General features: G+C 36.3%; 17 protein-coding genes. 3 read left to right on the top strand and 14 right to left on the bottom strand.

Features of this window, described 5'->3' with window-relative positions:
• Positions 1–83: 83 nt before the first annotated feature.
• The 8 genes from J6L97_RS02340 to murI all read right to left on the bottom strand — a co-directional run bounded on the left by J6L97_RS02340 (position 84) and on the right by murI (position 7814).
• Positions 84–767 (bottom strand): helix-turn-helix domain-containing protein, encoded by a 684-nt coding sequence (locus J6L97_RS02340; protein WP_143436835.1) that lies wholly within the window; start codon positions 765–767, stop codon positions 84–86.
• 142 nt (positions 768–909) lie between these two features.
• The gene (locus J6L97_RS02335; protein WP_123811765.1) at positions 910–1944 is read right to left on the bottom strand and encodes an IS30 family transposase; all 1035 of its coding nucleotides are present in this window, start codon (positions 1942–1944) and stop codon (positions 910–912) included.
• 180 nt (positions 1945–2124) lie between these two features.
• Entirely contained in the window at positions 2125–2991 is an 867-nt protein-coding gene (locus tag J6L97_RS02330; protein ID WP_057727038.1) for an ABC transporter ATP-binding protein, read from the bottom strand.
• A gap of 8 nt (positions 2992–2999) precedes the next feature.
• Positions 3000–4241 (bottom strand): ABC transporter permease subunit, encoded by a 1242-nt coding sequence (locus J6L97_RS02325; protein WP_057727037.1) that lies wholly within the window; start codon positions 4239–4241, stop codon positions 3000–3002.
• Positions 4238–5353: an ABC transporter permease gene (locus tag J6L97_RS02320; protein WP_054833038.1), complete on the bottom strand. Its 1116-nt coding sequence runs from the start codon at positions 5351–5353 to the stop codon at positions 4238–4240. The genes J6L97_RS02325 and J6L97_RS02320 overlap by 4 nt, the downstream gene beginning before the upstream one ends.
• A gap of 141 nt (positions 5354–5494) precedes the next feature.
• Positions 5495–6310 carry a helix-turn-helix domain-containing protein gene (locus J6L97_RS02315; protein ID WP_057727036.1) on the bottom strand — a complete coding sequence of 272 codons (816 nt, stop codon included), beginning with the start codon at positions 6308–6310 and terminating at the stop codon, positions 5495–5497.
• Between the two features lie 77 nt (positions 6311–6387).
• A complete protein-coding gene (locus J6L97_RS02310; RefSeq protein WP_057727035.1) occupies positions 6388–7008 on the bottom strand; it encodes an XTP/dITP diphosphatase in 621 nt (206 codons plus the stop codon).
• Positions 7008–7814 carry a glutamate racemase gene (gene murI, locus J6L97_RS02305; RefSeq protein ID WP_057727034.1) on the bottom strand — a complete coding sequence of 269 codons (807 nt, stop codon included), beginning with the start codon at positions 7812–7814 and terminating at the stop codon, positions 7008–7010. Before murI ends, J6L97_RS02310 begins: the two co-directional genes overlap by 1 nt.
• Before the next feature lie 76 nt (positions 7815–7890).
• Between murI and J6L97_RS02300 the strand changes: the two genes are divergently transcribed.
• From J6L97_RS02300 to mscL, 3 genes are all read left to right on the top strand, one after another.
• The gene (locus J6L97_RS02300; RefSeq protein ID WP_054833039.1) at positions 7891–8322 is read left to right on the top strand and encodes a YslB family protein; all 432 of its coding nucleotides are present in this window, start codon (positions 7891–7893) and stop codon (positions 8320–8322) included.
• A 165-nt stretch (positions 8323–8487) separates the two neighbouring features.
• The gene (locus J6L97_RS02295) at positions 8488–9345 is read left to right on the top strand and encodes an IS982 family transposase (RefSeq protein WP_118992340.1); all 858 of its coding nucleotides are present in this window, start codon (positions 8488–8490) and stop codon (positions 9343–9345) included.
• Between the two features lie 38 nt (positions 9346–9383).
• Positions 9384–9758 (top strand): large-conductance mechanosensitive channel protein MscL, encoded by a 375-nt coding sequence (mscL, locus tag J6L97_RS02290; protein WP_005720528.1) that lies wholly within the window; start codon positions 9384–9386, stop codon positions 9756–9758.
• Between the two features lie 53 nt (positions 9759–9811).
• Here the strand turns inward: mscL and trxA are convergent, their stop codons facing one another.
• From trxA to alaS, 6 genes are all read right to left on the bottom strand, one after another.
• Positions 9812–10123 (bottom strand): thioredoxin, encoded by a 312-nt coding sequence (gene trxA, locus J6L97_RS02285; RefSeq protein ID WP_005720529.1) that lies wholly within the window; start codon positions 10121–10123, stop codon positions 9812–9814.
• Between the two features lie 82 nt (positions 10124–10205).
• Entirely contained in the window at positions 10206–12563 is a 2358-nt protein-coding gene (locus J6L97_RS02280; protein ID WP_057726649.1) for an endonuclease MutS2, read from the bottom strand.
• Between the two features lie 57 nt (positions 12564–12620).
• Positions 12621–12932, bottom strand: coding sequence for a DUF1292 domain-containing protein (locus tag J6L97_RS02275; RefSeq protein WP_005720531.1), 312 nt, complete (start codon positions 12930–12932; stop codon positions 12621–12623).
• 1 nt (position 12933) lies between these two features.
• Positions 12934–13362 carry a Holliday junction resolvase RuvX gene (gene ruvX, locus J6L97_RS02270; protein ID WP_005720532.1) on the bottom strand — a complete coding sequence of 143 codons (429 nt, stop codon included), beginning with the start codon at positions 13360–13362 and terminating at the stop codon, positions 12934–12936.
• The gene (locus tag J6L97_RS02265) at positions 13362–13619 is read right to left on the bottom strand and encodes an IreB family regulatory phosphoprotein (RefSeq protein WP_003549189.1); all 258 of its coding nucleotides are present in this window, start codon (positions 13617–13619) and stop codon (positions 13362–13364) included. Before J6L97_RS02265 ends, ruvX begins: the two co-directional genes overlap by 1 nt.
• 60 nt (positions 13620–13679) lie before the next feature.
• The gene (gene alaS / locus J6L97_RS02260; RefSeq protein ID WP_057726650.1) at positions 13680–16319 is read right to left on the bottom strand and encodes an alanine--tRNA ligase; all 2640 of its coding nucleotides are present in this window, start codon (positions 16317–16319) and stop codon (positions 13680–13682) included.
• Positions 16320–16493 lie beyond the last annotated feature (174 nt).

Here is a 16493-nt window from a genome sequence, read left to right as displayed (position 1 = left end):
ACCAATCATACGAGAAAGGAACTCCTTTTTCTAATGTTTAAAGAAATAAATTTAAGGAATCATTCATCCTTACACAAACTATTTTACAGTCTCATTTTTTCAAATAAGCTTTGAGCTTTTTTAAGATCTTTTTTGATTAAAGAAAACTCAGCATTAAATAAAGCAGTTAGTGTTAGCTCCTGCCATGTTTTGGAATTAATTATATTCTTTTTGACATATTCTAATAATTTTAGAGAAAAACCATATAAATGCTTTGCATCTAATAACTGTGTAATTAATTCAAAATAAAATATATCTTCATAACACCAAAAATTTTCATTATCAATTACATTTGAAAAGTACAAAATAATTTTTTCTTTCAAAACTAAAGGACACATGCTGTGCCCCGTCAAATCTTCATAAAAATTTGCTGCAATGGCAGTTCGAAACATATAATCTTTGGTCTTATCATCTTTGTATTTTTGCAAATTTTCTTTAAAAATCCTTATCAGTTGTTTCTCATCATTATTTTGATATGCAACAGCAATATTGGCTATTGCTTCATATAATTGTGAAGATACACTATCTTCCAAAAATTCTATTGGTTGAATGTGGATATTGAAAAGAAGTTCAATTACTTTGCACCAAGACAAATTATCTTTTCCCTTTTCCCATTCTGCTAATGTTGATTTATTTGTTATGTCCTTGGCGGCATCTACTAAACTAATATGATGTAATACTCGTAGTTTTCTAAATTTTGGGCCGTATATGTTATCTTTTCTTATCATAAAAGGGATCCTTAATCATGAATATTAAACTTGCTAAGAGATTTATATTTACTATACTCATAGGCGGCGGACTAATAATTTCCATCCATCCTTTATTAATATAATTTTTCCCTGAATTGTCAAATTAAGTGCAACAGTTAGGCTATGAGGAAATATATTGCTTGAAGAGTTCTTCTGCTGTGTGATATTGAAGGATTCGACGATGTTTGCGGTTAATGGCATCAGTTGCCTGTTGAACATAAGCAGCTGACTTATCTTTCATGCTTTTGCCTTTAGGGAAGAATTGACGCAGAAGTCCATTGCAGTTCTCATTGGTGCCTCTTTCCCATGGAGAATATGGGTGGGCGAAGTAGATCTGGCAGCCTTTGATCTTGGTCATATCCGCAAACTCAGAGCCATTGTCAAACGTGATCGATTTAAACCAGGCAGGATGTCTGTCAATCTCATTTTGAAGCAGCCTTTGGCATGTGCTTGCCCGATAGTCAGGAATCTTGATAACTACTTCAAAGCGTGTGGTTCTTTCGGTCAAAGTCATTAAAGCAGGCTGATTCTTGCGTCTGACGCCTTTAACCAGATCTCCTTCCCAGTGCAGCGGCGTTTTTCTGTCTTCAATCTCTTTAGGACGCTGTTCAATGGAATTGCCAAGATTCTTCTTGTGCAAAGCATGACCGCTCTGGCCGTGATGACGCTTGTTCCTGCGTCTTTTGAGCTTCATAGGCAGATCAATATTGCTTATGTCCAGCAAGCCCTGATCAATATAGCGATAGACAGTTGGTGTGCTGGGACAAGGGTAGCCTGGCATAGTCCTTTTGAATTCACCAACGAATTCATCGATGCTGGTGGCATCAAATTTAGCTTTGAAGCGTCTGGAGAGCATTCTCAAAAAGACAGCATAATGCTTCAATGGATTGCGCTGATAGCAGTTTTTGCGACGCTTCTCATAATAAAGCTGTGCAGTATCAGCGTAATAGTGCTCATACAATAAATAGCTGCTGTCTCTTTGCAGGACGCTTCCGCGTTTGATTTCGCGACTGATTGTCGACTTATGGCAGCCGACTTCTTGAGCGATAACAGTACGGGAAGTTATGCCGGAATCCAGCATTGCTTGAATTTGTCCACGTTGTACGCTGGTTAATTGATGATAGTGCTTAGAAATGCTAGAATTTGAATTGGTCATGAAGATCTTCCTTTCTTGATTTTTCGTCACTTCAAGTTTAGGTCTTCATGGCCTTTTTGTTTAACACTTGGTGTTGCACTTCAATTTTAAATCCGGGAATATAATTTTTCATTAATTTACACTAATTTCTATTCCAAAACAAATAAGCCGCAAAATGTAATACACTTTGCGACTTATTTGTTATCCATAAAACTTGCTAAACAATTCCGTCAAATCAATTCGCCCAATTGAATACGGAATTTTTTGTTTAGTCATTCGCAACACAAGCTGATCTAATTCTGGATCATTATCTTCTAATGGCAAAATAATTTTATTGTCAGGCAACTTAGTAAGCTTTTTATCTTTTAACAGAGCTTCAACTTGCTCATTTGCTTCAGTTTTCAGATACTGCTTAGCCTGATGTTGATTATCGAGATCTTCAATTACCTTTCCTGCCTTCAAGAAAAGTACACGATCTGCGTAAGATTGTAGATTATTTAACAAATGTGAAGCCATAATAATCAATTTATTTTCTTTTTTTAGATCTAATAAGTAATCTGAAATCAATTGTACGTTTTGGGGATCAAGTCCGTTCATCACCTCATCTAAAAGCATTACTGGCGTATCAGCTGCAACCACCATGGCAAAACAAAGCCGTTGTTTCATCCCCAAAGAATAAGTTTGTGTTGGGCGATCAACATATTTTTCCATTTGTAATTTATTAATAATATTATCTACATTTTTATCCGAATTTTTCCAAAGATCCGCATAAAGCTTTAAATGATCCCTACCGCTCATAAATGGAAACAGATCACTTTGATCAGGAAAAGCACAAATCAGTCGATGCAGTTTAATAATCTCACGATTGCTGCGATAACGTAAATGATCATATTCTACATAACCAGCTTGTGGCTCAAGATTATGTAAAATTACGTTTAGTAGTGTGGATTTTCCTGTACCATTTGGTGCAACTAAACCTACGATAGTTCCTATTTGAAAATTTAAACTAATTTCATCTAAGACAACATGTTCGCCAAAAGCTAATTTAACATTATGAATTTTTAACATGTTTTCACCTACTTCACTAATACTACTTTTCTAAACTGACAAAATAGCCAAATAGTTAATTCAATTACAATTGCTAATGTAACTAACGGAATAATTCCATCATTAAAGCCCCAACCTGGTGAGTCCATTAAATACGATAAATTACTAGTCAAACTTTCGCCGATTGTAAAATATGTCATTGGTAAGTGTTTCAAAAATGGATAAACAAAGCCCATACCCAATGAAAAATAAAGAACTTTAGCACTCATTGCCAAAACACTTGAAATAATAGCCGCTACATATTCATTTCTAAAAATCAGCGACAATAATAAAGTCAATCTAATGAAAATAAAGGTAATTACAACTGCAAAGATCAAGAAACCAAGATAATATTGTCCCAGCGTCTGATAAACAAAGGGCGTTTTGAAATACAGACGACCAGTATAAATTGGCGTTAATAAATTAAAGGAGCCAAAACCATACCTTGGCGCAGTACACAACGTAACGACTAAAAAAGCAACTAGAAAGTTAAATAAAATTCCCACTTCAATAACCGCAGTTTTTAGCCAAAGAATTGTCCTTTTAGAAAGAGGAATATTCTTCACTACTGTACGGTATTTTTGATCATTGGTTATCATATCTGCCGCAAACAAAACAACAATCACAATTAAAATAATCATCGTCCACCCAGAAAGCGACTGCTGTAATCTCTGTAAAGTAGTCCGTTCTTCTAAAACATTTTTGTCTAATTTTGCTTTACTTTTAAGTAAACCATCATAGAAGTGAAATGTTCTTTGATACCCAAAATGTCCATCTTCTTTGTAATTATTATTGTGGTAGTATTCCAAGGGATACATGTAATTCTGATTTTCTTTAACCCAAATCAAATTATCCATTTTCTGATACCACTTGCTACTGTATTTGGTATACAAACGCCAATCATGATTCTTAAGTGCTTTTAAACGCTCATGGTCATACTTAATGATGGTCGGATATGTGGTAACAGCATCTTTAGCACCTTCACTGGGATCATAATCCGAAGTACCTTTATCTGCCCGTGCAAATTCTTTTTCAGCCACCTTTAAAAAGGCTTGATCATCTTGATATTCTTTCGAAATTGCATATGGATCAACATCTTCAATCACATGATGTTGCGGTGCGCTGACTAAACCAAAGTAAAGTGCAAGCACGACGGTAATGAAAAACAGCCCCACATTTTTAGGATTAGTCAAAAATATTTTTAATTGAAATAAAAAATATTGCCTTTTCATTTTTCAACACCACCTTGGTTAACCAAATGCCTGAACCAGATTACCAGCACTACAGCCCACACTAGTAAAATAGTCATACCAACTGCCCAATTTGCCGGAATAATTGATTGACTTGCGACAGTCCCATCTAAAACCTTACTGATATTTAGATAAGCTGAAGGTAAAAAGAAAAGATATTTAGCAATGCTACCCGGTAAAAGTGAAATACTGTAGACCAATGCCGCAATAAAAATCGTTAGATAAACGCTATGAGTTAATTGATTAAGCAACAATGCCAGGCTAGTCACAAACATCACTAGTACAACTGCATAGACTAAATACAACAAACAATAAAGCCACAGTGGAACCGCGCTAATTTTACCGAAATACAAAACTGCTGGATAATTCAAACTATTAAAGCCATTCTTAAAACCAGCAAATAAGTAACTTCCTAACACACCAATCACTAATGGAAGCAAAGTCAAAGCAAGATTGATGATAAATTTGCCTTCAACTTCATCCCTAATCTGATAAGGAATATTTTTAAGCAGAGTTGGATGTGATAAATTAATCATCCAGCTATCACTAGCAATAAATAAAACGTAGAAAAATAAGAACATGCCGACTAATCCTAAAATATAGATTAAGTAGGTGCTAGATTCTTTAGAATTCATGACAATTGCTAAGTGATGTTGGTGCAAATAATCATAAACTACTAATTTTTGTTGCAGTTGATACTTCGGTGGAACATTTAGCGTTGAAGCACCGCGATAATTATTTTGATAACCCGCCAGCATCGTTTGCACTAACTTTTTGGAATTTTGCAAATAATCTTGAGGCGAATCAAATACTTCACCATTTTGTACACCGGCCAAATACTCAGCCTGTTTATTCAGATTATTAAAAGTTTGTTTGTAATCCTTTTTTCGTAGCAAATTGCTAGAAAAATAATCTGCATTAACATGAACTGACTCATTGTAGTCTCGCCATTGACGGTAGCCATCGTTGATTTTCTGCTTTTCTACAACCAGTACAGCAAAAATCATGCAAAGTACCAATAAAACAGCAAGCAACATATTCTTTTTCGACTTACGTGCAATTCGAAAAGTGGCTTGGAAATATTGCGATCTCATTTTTCTTTCTCCACATAAATAATTTTGTTACTAAAATAACCCTTAGGCTAATCCTAAGAGTTACATTAATTATTAAAATTATAGTATAAACATTAAAAAAATCTAATATTCTTCATATTTGAATTAAGTCTTCATATATGACTATGGTAATCTGCTAGATATTTCGCTTAATCCATTCTGATTCAAGAAATCTAGTATCTGTTGACTTTTCTTTTTATTCCCTTGAAAATATGCCTTATAAAAATTAGTAACTATTACATATATTCCCAAATCTGGAATATTAGCTAATTCTCCTATTATTTCATAACCATAGCTTGCATCTTGACCACAATCATTTGTATAACAATTATGAAAATAATTTATGCAAATCGATGCAATTATCTTTTGAGTATTAAATGGTAATTTCATCAACTTCCCTTTACATGTTTTTTCCAGTTTTTTTACAAAAAGAACCAGCTCATCAAAATCAAACAAAAGCATTGAATTACAAAAAAGTTGTAAGGTTGTAATATTTTTGGTCCAATCATCAACTTCAAAAAATTTTCTCTTAATTTGTGTAATTTCTCTTTGAGTTAAATCATTAATCTTATTATTTACAACTGCATCAATCAAACGAGCTGATATTTTAGTATTTTCATCCATAGCTGCATTTTGTATTTTTTGGACTAACATACTGATTTTCTTTTTATCATGAATAGAATATGCATTAAGTAATTGAACTTTTAAGTCTTCCTCTAAATTATTATTTTCCTTAACATTTAGTTTACTTAAAAATTCTTCTTCACTAATGTTATTAGCAGCTAAAATCTTTAGTAAATCTACTGCTACTATTTCATTCTTACCTCGTTCTACTTTTGAATAAAACGATTCACTAATAATCCCTTTAATAAATTGTTCCTGTGTTAATCCTAAAGACCATCTTTCCTCTTTCAGCGCTTCCCCAATACTTTTTGACATATATATCCACCTCATTTCACTAAAAATAACTCAGTTCAAATCACACACATCAATGACCCGAACTGAGCTATTTTTATCTAATCAAATTGTTCTAACCAAGCTGGCAATTCTTGGAGCAATTTTCGCACTGCATTACCACGATGAGAAATCTCATTCTTTTCATCAGTAGTCATCTGTGCAAAAGTTTTTTCTTTTTCTGGAATATAAAACAATGGATCATACCCAAAACCATCTTCACCACGTGGTGCGGCCAAAATACGACCACTGCAAGTACCTGACACAACCAAGTCTTTATCAAATTCACCTGGCATTGAAACCACAATCGTAGTCCAAAACTTGGCCGTTCTTTTTTCATCTGGCACACCGCCTAAATTAGCTAATAACTTTGCGTTATTCTTTGCATCATTATGAGCTTCGCCAGCATAGCGAGCACTTCTAACACCTGGTTCGCCATCCAAAGCATCAACCATTAAACCTGAATCATCGGCAATCGTAGGCAACTTGCTAAACTCAGCTAATTCATGGGCCTTAATCTTGGCATTAGCTTCAAACGTATGGCCACTTTCAATCGGATGAGGCGGATTGTCTAAGTCAGCATTCGTCTTAATCTCGATATCTACCCCAGCTTGTTTAAAGGCTTCTTTTAGTTCTTTTGCTTTACCTTGATTACCAGTCGCAAATAAAATTTCTTTAACCATTATTCATTCTCCGTATCCACATGCTTAGAAGTTAAAGTAGCATCATCCATGAATGTTCTTGCTAAACGATCAAAGCTAGTTGGATCGCCTGTAGTATAATATTCATGACTGACTTTTTCATTACCATCACTAAACAAACCATCGCGCCGCATCACATTAAACGTATACTGTGCAACTTGATCTGCAGGATCAAAGATAGTAACATTTTTATCATTAATTGCTTCTTTAAATTCTTTCTGAATCAATGGATAATGCGTACAGCCCATAATTAAAGTGTCAAAGTCTTTTCCTTGTAAGGGGGTCAAACTCTCTTTAACTACTTTTAAGTTGGTTTCATGATCTTTTTGAGCCTCCACAAGTGGTGCAAGTTTAGGGGCAGCTAATTCCGTTACCTGAATTTCTGGATCACGGAAACGGATCTCTTTAGCATAAGCATGTGATTCTGCTGTTGCTTTAGTTGAAACTACCGCAACTTTTTTATTCTTAGTTGTCCGTGAAGCGGCCAAACTCCCCGACTGAATAACTCCGATAATTTGTGGATCGATTTCTGCTTGAATCGTACTCATAGCCATTGCTGTCGCAGTATTGCAGGCAAAAATTATCAGCTTAACATTTTTATCTAACAAAAATTGGACTGATTTTCTAACTAGTTCAATAATCTCTTCTTTAGTTCGATCGCCATACGGCATATGAGCGTTATCACCAATAAAAACAGTTGATTCATTAGGCAATTTTTCAATTACTTTTTTTGCAACAGATAGGCCACCTAGCCCTGAATCCAATAATCCAATCGGACGATTATCCATAATAAAACCCTCTTAAAATCAAAAATTTATTTTCTACTTATACTAGTTTACGGTAAAATAAAAAAGAATAAAAGGGATGAACAAGTTTATGACAGAAAACACAGAAAACACAGAAAACACAAACGAGCACGTATATTTTATTAACCAACTTTACCGCGATTTCCTTTTGCCAACTATTTTAGGCGATGATGACGCCTCAATTCTTTATTGGGCTGGCAAGAGAATCGCGCGAAAATATGATTTAAGTGATTATGATGATTTAGTTGAATTCTTCAACATGGCTGAATTTGGTAAGCTAGAAAAAGTTAAAGAAAGACGATCATTTACTACTTACGAATTAAGTGGCCAAACTGTCACTGATCGTTTGAATAGCGCCAGCAAGGAATTCTCCCTTGAAGGCGGAATGATCGCGGAAGCATTTCAAAAATCAACTGGTCGAACCACCGAATGTGAAATTAATATTTTAGATAAAGAAAAGAAAGTTCAATTTATCGCTCGCTTCGGTTAAAAGCAAATTGATAGACTATAAATAACCACTCATATATACTTTAGTTAAAATCGCATTTATATATATATACGCGTGGTGCTAGTTAAATCGTTTTAGTTAATAAAAAAGTCCAATCTTGTTAGACTCGACTTGTAAATAGTAATAATAGAAAAGAGTCTGATCTGATTGAACTGCCTTAAGCTTAAGCGTTTTAGCCACCATTTACAAGTTAGTTTTAAAGATTTAGTGATAATTTGTCGGCACTGGTATCGTTTGTATGCACCGGCTGAGTTTACTCATCGGCGAAATATTGATCAAATTAAAACTACGGACAGTCTGATTTTGGCTTTACTTATCTGGCAAGCTAAGACAGGAATTGAATCACAAAGAAGATTCTGTGAATGTTTCAATTGTTTATCACACTCACGTTTTAATCGGCGTTCACGTCAGCTATTGCAATTGATTTATCAGATACGGCAAGAAATGAATAAAAAGGTTGACCTGAATGGACATTTCTTGATCATTGACAGCTTTCCGGTACCTGTTTGCCAACCAATTCGCAACTATCGTGCTAAAATTTTTCGCGGTTATGCCAACATTGGTTATAAGGCCACCAAGAAAATTTACTTCTATGGTTTCAAAGTTCATGCCATTGTTAGCGATGACGGTTACATTCTTGATTATGTCGTAACAAAAGCATCAGTTCATGATGCCAAGGAGACAGTTGAACTGATGGAAAATGCACATCCATCTAATTACTATCTTCTTGGCGACGAAGGCTATTTAGGCAAAGAACTGCATCAACAGCTAAAACAAATGGGTTATGAACTTTGGACACCATATCGTAAAAATATGACAGGAGCTAAAAAGCACAATGATCATCAATTGATGGCTATTCGCAGAACAATTGAAAGCGACTTTTCGCTTCTGACCTATTACAATGCCGAGAACAATCGAGCACGTAGTCTGATAGGCTTTCAAAGCCGGTTGGAAATTGCAATTTTAGCTTATAATTTGGCTTATTGTCTAGAACGATTTAACTAGCACCACGCGTATATATATATTAGATATAGGAGTAGAGCATGATTAAAGAATTTAAAGAGTTTATTTCACGTGGCAATGTAATGGACATGGCAGTTGGTGTAATCATTGGTGCTGCCTTCACTGCTATCGTACAATCTTTAGTAAAAAACTTGATCAACCCCCTACTTGGGATCTTTGCCGGCAAAATTGATTTTTCTAACCTCGTTTTTAAGGTTGGGGATGCTACATTTAAATATGGCAGCTTCATCAATTCTGTCATTAACTTCTTGATCATTTCATTTGTGGTATTTTTAATGATCAAGGCTTTAAATAGAGTAATGCCCAAGAAAGAAAAAGAAGCTGGTCCAACTGAGGCCGACTATTTAGAAGAAATTCGTGACTTGCTAAAAAAGCAAGTAAATCAAAATAAGTGATATATCAAAAAAGCTTGAGGCAACATCGTCTCAAGCTTTTTTTGATTTTTAAATTAATCAGTATATTGATCCAAAATTTGGTTTAACTTTTCTTTTGGAGTGTAACCAGTAATTCGGTCTACAATATTGCCATCCTTCTTTACGATTAAAGTAGGAATAGCCATAATACCCAAATTCTTAGCTGTATCTTGATTTTGGTCAACATCCATCTTGTAGAAGTTAACGTCTTGACGTTCTTCAGATAATTGATCAATTACTGGTGATTGCATCTTACATGGACCACACCAAGTTGCCCAAAAGTCTACTAATGCTACACCATTCTTAGTTTCTTCTTCAAAATTTTGATCATTAATTGCTTCAACCATAATTATTACCTCACATTTTTTCAATTCATTTATTTATATTATAAGTATATTCTATTATACTTACTTTTTGCAAGTAAGACGCTTACTTTAATTGTACAATTGTTGCACCATTGCCACCTTCATTAGCTGGTGCATAATTAAAGTTCTTTACATGATTGCTGCTGCGGAGATATTGCCAAACACCTTTTCTAATCGCACCAGTACCAATACCGTGAATAATCGTAACCGTATCAAGTCCTGCCAGTAAAACAGAATCAATATATCGATCCAAATTAGTCATTGCTTCATCATAGCGTTGACCTCGCAAATCCAGCTCGCTATGAGCATTACTTCTTCTAACCGCACTGGTTGCTCTAACAGTTTGTCTAGGCTTAGTACTTTCGCCCTTTTCAATTCTCTCAATATCGCGATCACTAACCTTAACTTTGATAATTCCCATCTGAACCTCATATTCATGTTCAGATAATTTCTTAGTAATCGTACCTGTCTGACCATATGAGAGGACCTTTACTCGATCGCCTACACTTACATGGTGACGACGTTTTTCACGCTGTAAGACCTTATTATGAGCCAAATTATTAGCCTGACGCTCTAAACTGTTGAGTTCGCCTTTAGCTTCAATAATCTTATTTTCCTTGACGCCCATGTTCTTTTGTTTTTCAAGTTGGGCAATAATCTCATCAGCTTTTTTACGGCGTTTGGCAACAACTTCATTAGCTCGCTCTTGTGCAAAATCAAGCTGTTTTTGTACACGTTGGTTATACCAATCAAGTGCTTGTTGCAACTTTTGCTCCAATTTTTGGCTCCGATCCAAACTGGTTTGCAGACGATTGCGAGCCACAGCAGCTGCCTTGGTTTGCGTATTCAACTTGGTGATCATCTTATTAATATCAGAATCTTCATCTGACATTAAGTTCTGGGCATTTTTGACAACATCTTCACGCATCCCTAGCTTGCGGGCAATGGCAAAGGCATTACTATGACCAGGAATACCAATCTGCAAATGATAAGTTGGCGACAAGGTCTTTAAGTCAAATTCCATTGAGGCATTAGTCGTCCGTGGCCGATTATAACCATAAAGCTTCAATTCAGGATAGTGCGTTGTCACCATGATCTTAGCATCTTTTTTACGCAAAAAGTCTAAGATACTAATTGCCAAACTAGCACCCTCTTCTGGATCAGTCCCTGCACCAATTTCATCAATTAAAACTAAGGTCTCAGAATCAACATTCTTCATGATCGCAATAATATCATTGATATGTGATGAAAAAGTACTTAACGATTGTTCAATTGACTGTTCATCGCCAATATCAGCATAAACTTGCTTAAAGACGCCAACCTTGCTACCTTCTTCAGCCGGGATAAATAATCCAGACTGTGCCATCAATTGAAGCAATCCTGCTGTTTTTAAGGTAATTGTCTTACCACCGGTGTTAGGCCCCGTGATCAGCATAGTATCAAATTCACCACCTAAACGAATGTCATTAGGTACTACCTTTTCTGGGTCAATCAATGGGTGACGCGCTTTTAATAAGTTCAAAGAATGGTCTTGTGTCAGACGAGGCTCACTTGCCTTCATTTCTTTTGCTAACTTGGCTTTAGCCTGCAAGAAATCTAGTTCAGTTAATGCAGCCGCAATATTATTCAAACTAGTAATTTCTTCACGAGCCAAATTAGATAAGTGCTTCAAAATATTACGAATTTCTTGTTTTTCTTGAGCAATTAAATTCTGTTGGCGGTTATTAAGGTTTAAAACGGCTTCCGGCTCTATAAACAGTGTTTGACCACTGGCACTTTGATCATGAACTACCCCACCAAATTTTGCCCGATATTCTTGCTTAACTGGAATAACATAGCGGTCATCACGAATAGTCACAATTTGCTCAGATAAATACTTACTACTATTGCCCTTAGTATAAGCATCCATCTTATTCTTAATTTCCTCTTCATTAGAACGTATATCATGACGCAAACGAGCTAGTTCATGTGAGGCTGTATCTAATACCTCACCATCATAATCAACTGATTTCTTTAATTCTCTAAATAAAAGATCCGGCACATCTAATTGATCTAAAATTTCATCAATTGCAGTTAAATCCAGTTTGTTTGGATCTATTTCTGCCAAAAAGTCATTAATTTCATGAGCTAAACTTAATACTAATAATAAATTACCTAATTCCTTAGCATTTAAATTAGCTTTCACGCTTAAACGTTTAGTACTTGGACGTACGTCCTGAAAGTCCGTTAAAGGAAGTTGTCCCTTAATTCGTAGCAAATTAGTCAAAGCTAAAGTCTGCTTTAACTCATTTTGTACTTGTTCAAAATCACCACTAGGTAATAATTCCTCCGCTTCTTTTTTAGCGGGACCAGTAATCGCTAATTTACTCAAGCGCTTAGTAATTTCGCCAAATTCTAAAATCTCTAATATTTTCTTGTTCATTTTTATCTTTTTTCTAAAACTAACAAAAAGGACCAGCCACAGCCAGTCCTCTTTTTATTATTTACCACTCAAGCGGTCATCATCTAAGAAAGTATTTAAAACTCCCTGGACCATGTCCCACTCATCATCAGATTCAATCTCATGCAAATCGCTACTTGTTACATCGCCGGCATCATCGGCATCATAACTGAAAGCTTGCACCTCAATATCTTCATCATCGCCAACAGCGGCTGGATAAAGAAGCACGTAAGATTTGTCATAGTCATCTGAATGAAAAGTAAATAATATCTCATACAATTCTTCATTACCTTGATCATCAATCAAAGTAATTTGACGATCTTGATCGTCACCATTAACTTGTGCTGCCATTTTAATCCTTTCGGTGTAAATCTAAATAATTTTGCAAGATGAGCACCGCTGCCATCTGATCAATTACTTGTTTACGCTTCTTGCGATCATGGATCCCTGCATCCTCAACAAGTACTCGTCGTGATTCAATTGTTGTCAATCTCTCATCAGAATAATGTACAGGTAAACCAAACTTTTCCTCTAGTCGTTTGCCGTATGCCTTACTTCTAGCTACGGAACTACCAGAAGTACCATCCATATTCTTAGGTAAACCTAATACGAAACCGTCAACTTCATATTGTCTGACTAGCTTCTTCAATGGACGCATACCAAAGTTATATCTGCTTTCATCAATCTGGATAGTCTCCAACTTCTGGGCAGTAATTCCTAGCTCATCGCTAATTGCTACTCCCACAGTTTTAGAACCTACATCTAAACCTAATAAACGCATTATTTATTCTTACCAAGATAACTCTTAACAAGTTCTTCAATAATCTCGTCACGTTCGTGCTTAAGAATCAAATTACGGGCATCGTTATGCCGTGGAATATAAGCAGGATCGCCAGAAAGTAAGTAACCTACAATCTGGTTAATAGGATTATAGCCCTTTTCTTCAAGCGCATTGTAAACATCTTGCAGAGTATCATAAACATTTTTTCCTTTGTTCTGATTAAAGTCAAAATGCATAGTCTTATCTAGCGAACTCATATTTATTCCTCCTGTCAACAATTTTACTTGAAAAAAAGCTTAAACACAATTAATTAATTCTTAGTTCTTAGAAATTTCGTCAATAACTGCCTTAATAGCATCATTCAAGCCTGCTGGATTCTTACCACCGGCTTGAGCCATGTTTGGACGGCCGCCACCGCCACCTCCAAAGATTGGGGCAGCGATCTTGATTAAGTTACCTGCTTTAAGGCCCTTGTCTAATGCCTTTTGGCCTAAAGCAATAATCATATTAGCCTTGCCAGCATTTTCAGCAGCTAAAACTAAAACATCAGACTTGTTGCCGCTCTTCCAGTTATCAGCAAGTTCACGCAAGTCACTCATCCCGTTAACATCTGCAGTAGCAGCAATGACAGTCAAGTCACCAGCTTGTTTAACGTCATTAAAGATTTGACCAGCCTTAGCAGCATTGATCTTCTTGTTCAAAGTTTCAACTTGCTTTTGAGCATCGTGCAAATCACTTTCAAGTGAATCAATCTTATCGACAATGTTATCTGGCTTGGTTGCCTTAACTTCTTCTTGAATATCATCAAGTAAGTCTGAACGGTTTGCCAAGTATTCATAAGCCTTCTTAGAAGTTACAGCTTCAATTCTACGCATACCAGCACCGACAGCTGATTCTGAAGTAATCTTGAAGATTCCAATTTGGTTAGTATTGTCCACGTGAGTACCACCACAGAATTCACTTGAGAAGTCACCCATTTGAACAACACGAACCTTATCACCGTACTTGCTATCAAAGAGGGCTAAAGCACCCATCTTTTCACCCTCTTCAGGGGTAGTGATAGTAGTCTTAACTTGAATAGCTTCCCAAATCTTTTGGTTAACCAATTCTTCAACGGTCTTAAGCTCACGCTTGGTCATTGGTTCCATTGCAGTAAAGTCAAATCTTAAGTAGTCAGGATCAACTAATGAACCAGCTTGGTGAGTGTGTTCACCTAAGACTTGACGAAGAGCAGCGTGAAGAAGGTGAGTTGCTGAGTGAGAGTGACGTAACCCTTCACGACGTTCCTTATCTAACTTCAATACGTATTCTTGACCCTTTTCAACTGGCAAAATAAGGTCAACAAAGTGTAAGTTTTGGTCGTTAGGTGCGTGTTGGACGTCAGTAACTTCAGCTACTAATTCGCCATTTTGGTTATAAATCTTACCATGATCAGCAACTTGACCACCACGTTCTGCGTAAAATGGAGTCTTGTCAAAGACCAAAGTAGCATGTTCGCCATCGGCCTTATCAACCAACTTATCATCAACAACAATGTCAACTAGCTTTGCATGTGGTTCTTCGTAAGTATCACGTTCAAAGACTGACTTATCCTTAATGTTCATTAAAGTTACATCTTGACGTCCCATTGATTGAAGGTCACCACGAGCTTTACGTGCACGCTCTTTTTGAGCAGCCATTTCTGCGTCAAAGCCCTTCTTGTCAACCTTAAGGCCAGCATCTTGTGCTGATTCAAAAGTCAATTCATATGGGAAGCCGTAAGTATCAAACATCTTGAAGGCATCTTTACCTGAAATGGTCTTATCCTTAGAATTCTTTGCCTTGTCGATTAAGTCGTCAAGCAAAGTCAAACCAGTATCAAGAGTTGATTGAAATCTTTCTTCTTCGTTTTGGATAACGTTTTCGATAAAGCCGCGTTGATCCATAACTTCTGGGTAGTGACTTTCCATGATTTTTCCAACAACTGGAACCAACTTGTAAAGGAAGGCACCCTTAATTCCTAAGCGTTGACCATTCAAGTCTGCGCGACGGATCAAACGACGAAGAACATAACCACGGCCCGAGTTTGAAGGAAGCGCACCATCAGCAATCGCAAAACTTACGGCACGAACGTGGTCAGCGATAATCTTGAAAGCAGTAGTGTCTTCCTTGTTAACGCCGTACTTCTTGTCATCAGTCATTTCTTCAGTGGCGTGAATAATTGGCAAGAACAAGTCGGTTTCGAAGTTTGTTGGAGCATCTTGCAAAATTGAAAGAACACGTTCTAGTCCCATACCAGTATCGATGTTCTTATGTGGTTGATCGACATATTTGCCATTTGGCAAGTGGTTGTATTGTGAAAATACGATGTTCCAAATTTCAAGGTAACGTGCATTTTCACCACCAGGGAAGTTTTCTGGATCATCTTCAGCAACGTCGTTGTTTTCTTGACCACGATCGTAGAAAATTTCGGTATCAGGACCACATGGACCTTCACCAATATCCCAGAAGTTATCTTCCAACTTAACAATATGATCAGCTGGCATCCCTGCCTTTACCCAAACATTAAATGAGTCTTCATCTTTTGGATAAACAGTACAGTAAAGCTTTTCCTTTGGCAAGCCAAGCCAATCAGGACTAGTTAAGAATTCCCATGCCCAAGGAATAGCTTCATCTCTAAAGTAGTCACCAACTGAGAAGTTACCAAGCATTTCAAAGAAAGTTTGGTGACGTGCAGTCTTACCAACATTTTCAATATCGTTGGTTCTGATTGACTTTTGAGATGAAGTAATTCTGTGATTCTTTGGTACAACTGAGCCATCAAAGTACTTCTTCATGGTAGCAACACCTGAGTTAATCCAAAGAAGAGTTGGGTCATCTTGTGGGATTAATGATGCACTTGGCATAATCATGTGACCATGATCCTTGAAGAAGTCTAAAAACATTTGGCGAAACTCTGAACTATTTAGTTTCTTCATTAAAATAAATCTCCCTAAAAATAAATAAAAAACACTATTGCTTTCTTCAAGGACGCTCCACGCGCGGTACCACCTTGATTGCAACAGTGTTTGTTACCTCTTGATATTCTTAATTATGAAACTTAAAGGAGCATTTTTTGACTATTATTAAGCCATTCTCATCTAACTGGCTCT

The sequence above is a fragment of the Lactobacillus crispatus genome, assembly GCF_018987235.1.
Lineage (GTDB): Bacteria > Bacillota > Bacilli > Lactobacillales > Lactobacillaceae > Lactobacillus > Lactobacillus crispatus.
Note: the sequence above shows the minus strand (reverse complement) of the source record. Positions and strands in the feature narration are given on the sequence as shown.

Excerpts from the sequence above, each read along its gene's own strand:
- J6L97_RS02340 (WP_143436835.1), bottom strand. The coding sequence starts at position 767 with ATGATAAGAAAAGATAACATATACGGCCCAAAATTTAGAAAACTACGA.
- J6L97_RS02335 (WP_123811765.1), bottom strand. The coding sequence starts at position 1,944 with ATGACCAATTCAAATTCTAGCATTTCTAAGCACTATCATCAATTAACC.
- J6L97_RS02330 (WP_057727038.1), bottom strand. The coding sequence starts at position 2,991 with ATGTTAAAAATTCATAATGTTAAATTAGCTTTTGGCGAACATGTTGTC.
- J6L97_RS02325 (WP_057727037.1), bottom strand. The coding sequence starts at position 4,241 with ATGAAAAGGCAATATTTTTTATTTCAATTAAAAATATTTTTGACTAAT.
- J6L97_RS02320 (WP_054833038.1), bottom strand. The coding sequence starts at position 5,353 with ATGAGATCGCAATATTTCCAAGCCACTTTTCGAATTGCACGTAAGTCG.
- J6L97_RS02315 (WP_057727036.1), bottom strand. The coding sequence starts at position 6,310 with ATGTCAAAAAGTATTGGGGAAGCGCTGAAAGAGGAAAGATGGTCTTTA.
- J6L97_RS02310 (WP_057727035.1), bottom strand. The coding sequence starts at position 7,008 with ATGGTTAAAGAAATTTTATTTGCGACTGGTAATCAAGGTAAAGCAAAA.
- murI (WP_057727034.1), bottom strand. The coding sequence starts at position 7,814 with ATGGATAATCGTCCGATTGGATTATTGGATTCAGGGCTAGGTGGCCTA.
- J6L97_RS02300 (WP_054833039.1), top strand. The coding sequence starts at position 7,891 with ATGAACAAGTTTATGACAGAAAACACAGAAAACACAGAAAACACAAAC.
- mscL (WP_005720528.1), top strand. The coding sequence starts at position 9,384 with ATGATTAAAGAATTTAAAGAGTTTATTTCACGTGGCAATGTAATGGAC.
- trxA (WP_005720529.1), bottom strand. The coding sequence starts at position 10,123 with ATGGTTGAAGCAATTAATGATCAAAATTTTGAAGAAGAAACTAAGAAT.
- J6L97_RS02280 (WP_057726649.1), bottom strand. The coding sequence starts at position 12,563 with ATGAACAAGAAAATATTAGAGATTTTAGAATTTGGCGAAATTACTAAG.
- J6L97_RS02275 (WP_005720531.1), bottom strand. The coding sequence starts at position 12,932 with ATGGCAGCACAAGTTAATGGTGACGATCAAGATCGTCAAATTACTTTG.
- ruvX (WP_005720532.1), bottom strand. The coding sequence starts at position 13,362 with ATGCGTTTATTAGGTTTAGATGTAGGTTCTAAAACTGTGGGAGTAGCA.
- J6L97_RS02265 (WP_003549189.1), bottom strand. The coding sequence starts at position 13,619 with ATGAGTTCGCTAGATAAGACTATGCATTTTGACTTTAATCAGAACAAA.
- alaS (WP_057726650.1), bottom strand. The coding sequence starts at position 16,319 with ATGAAGAAACTAAATAGTTCAGAGTTTCGCCAAATGTTTTTAGACTTC.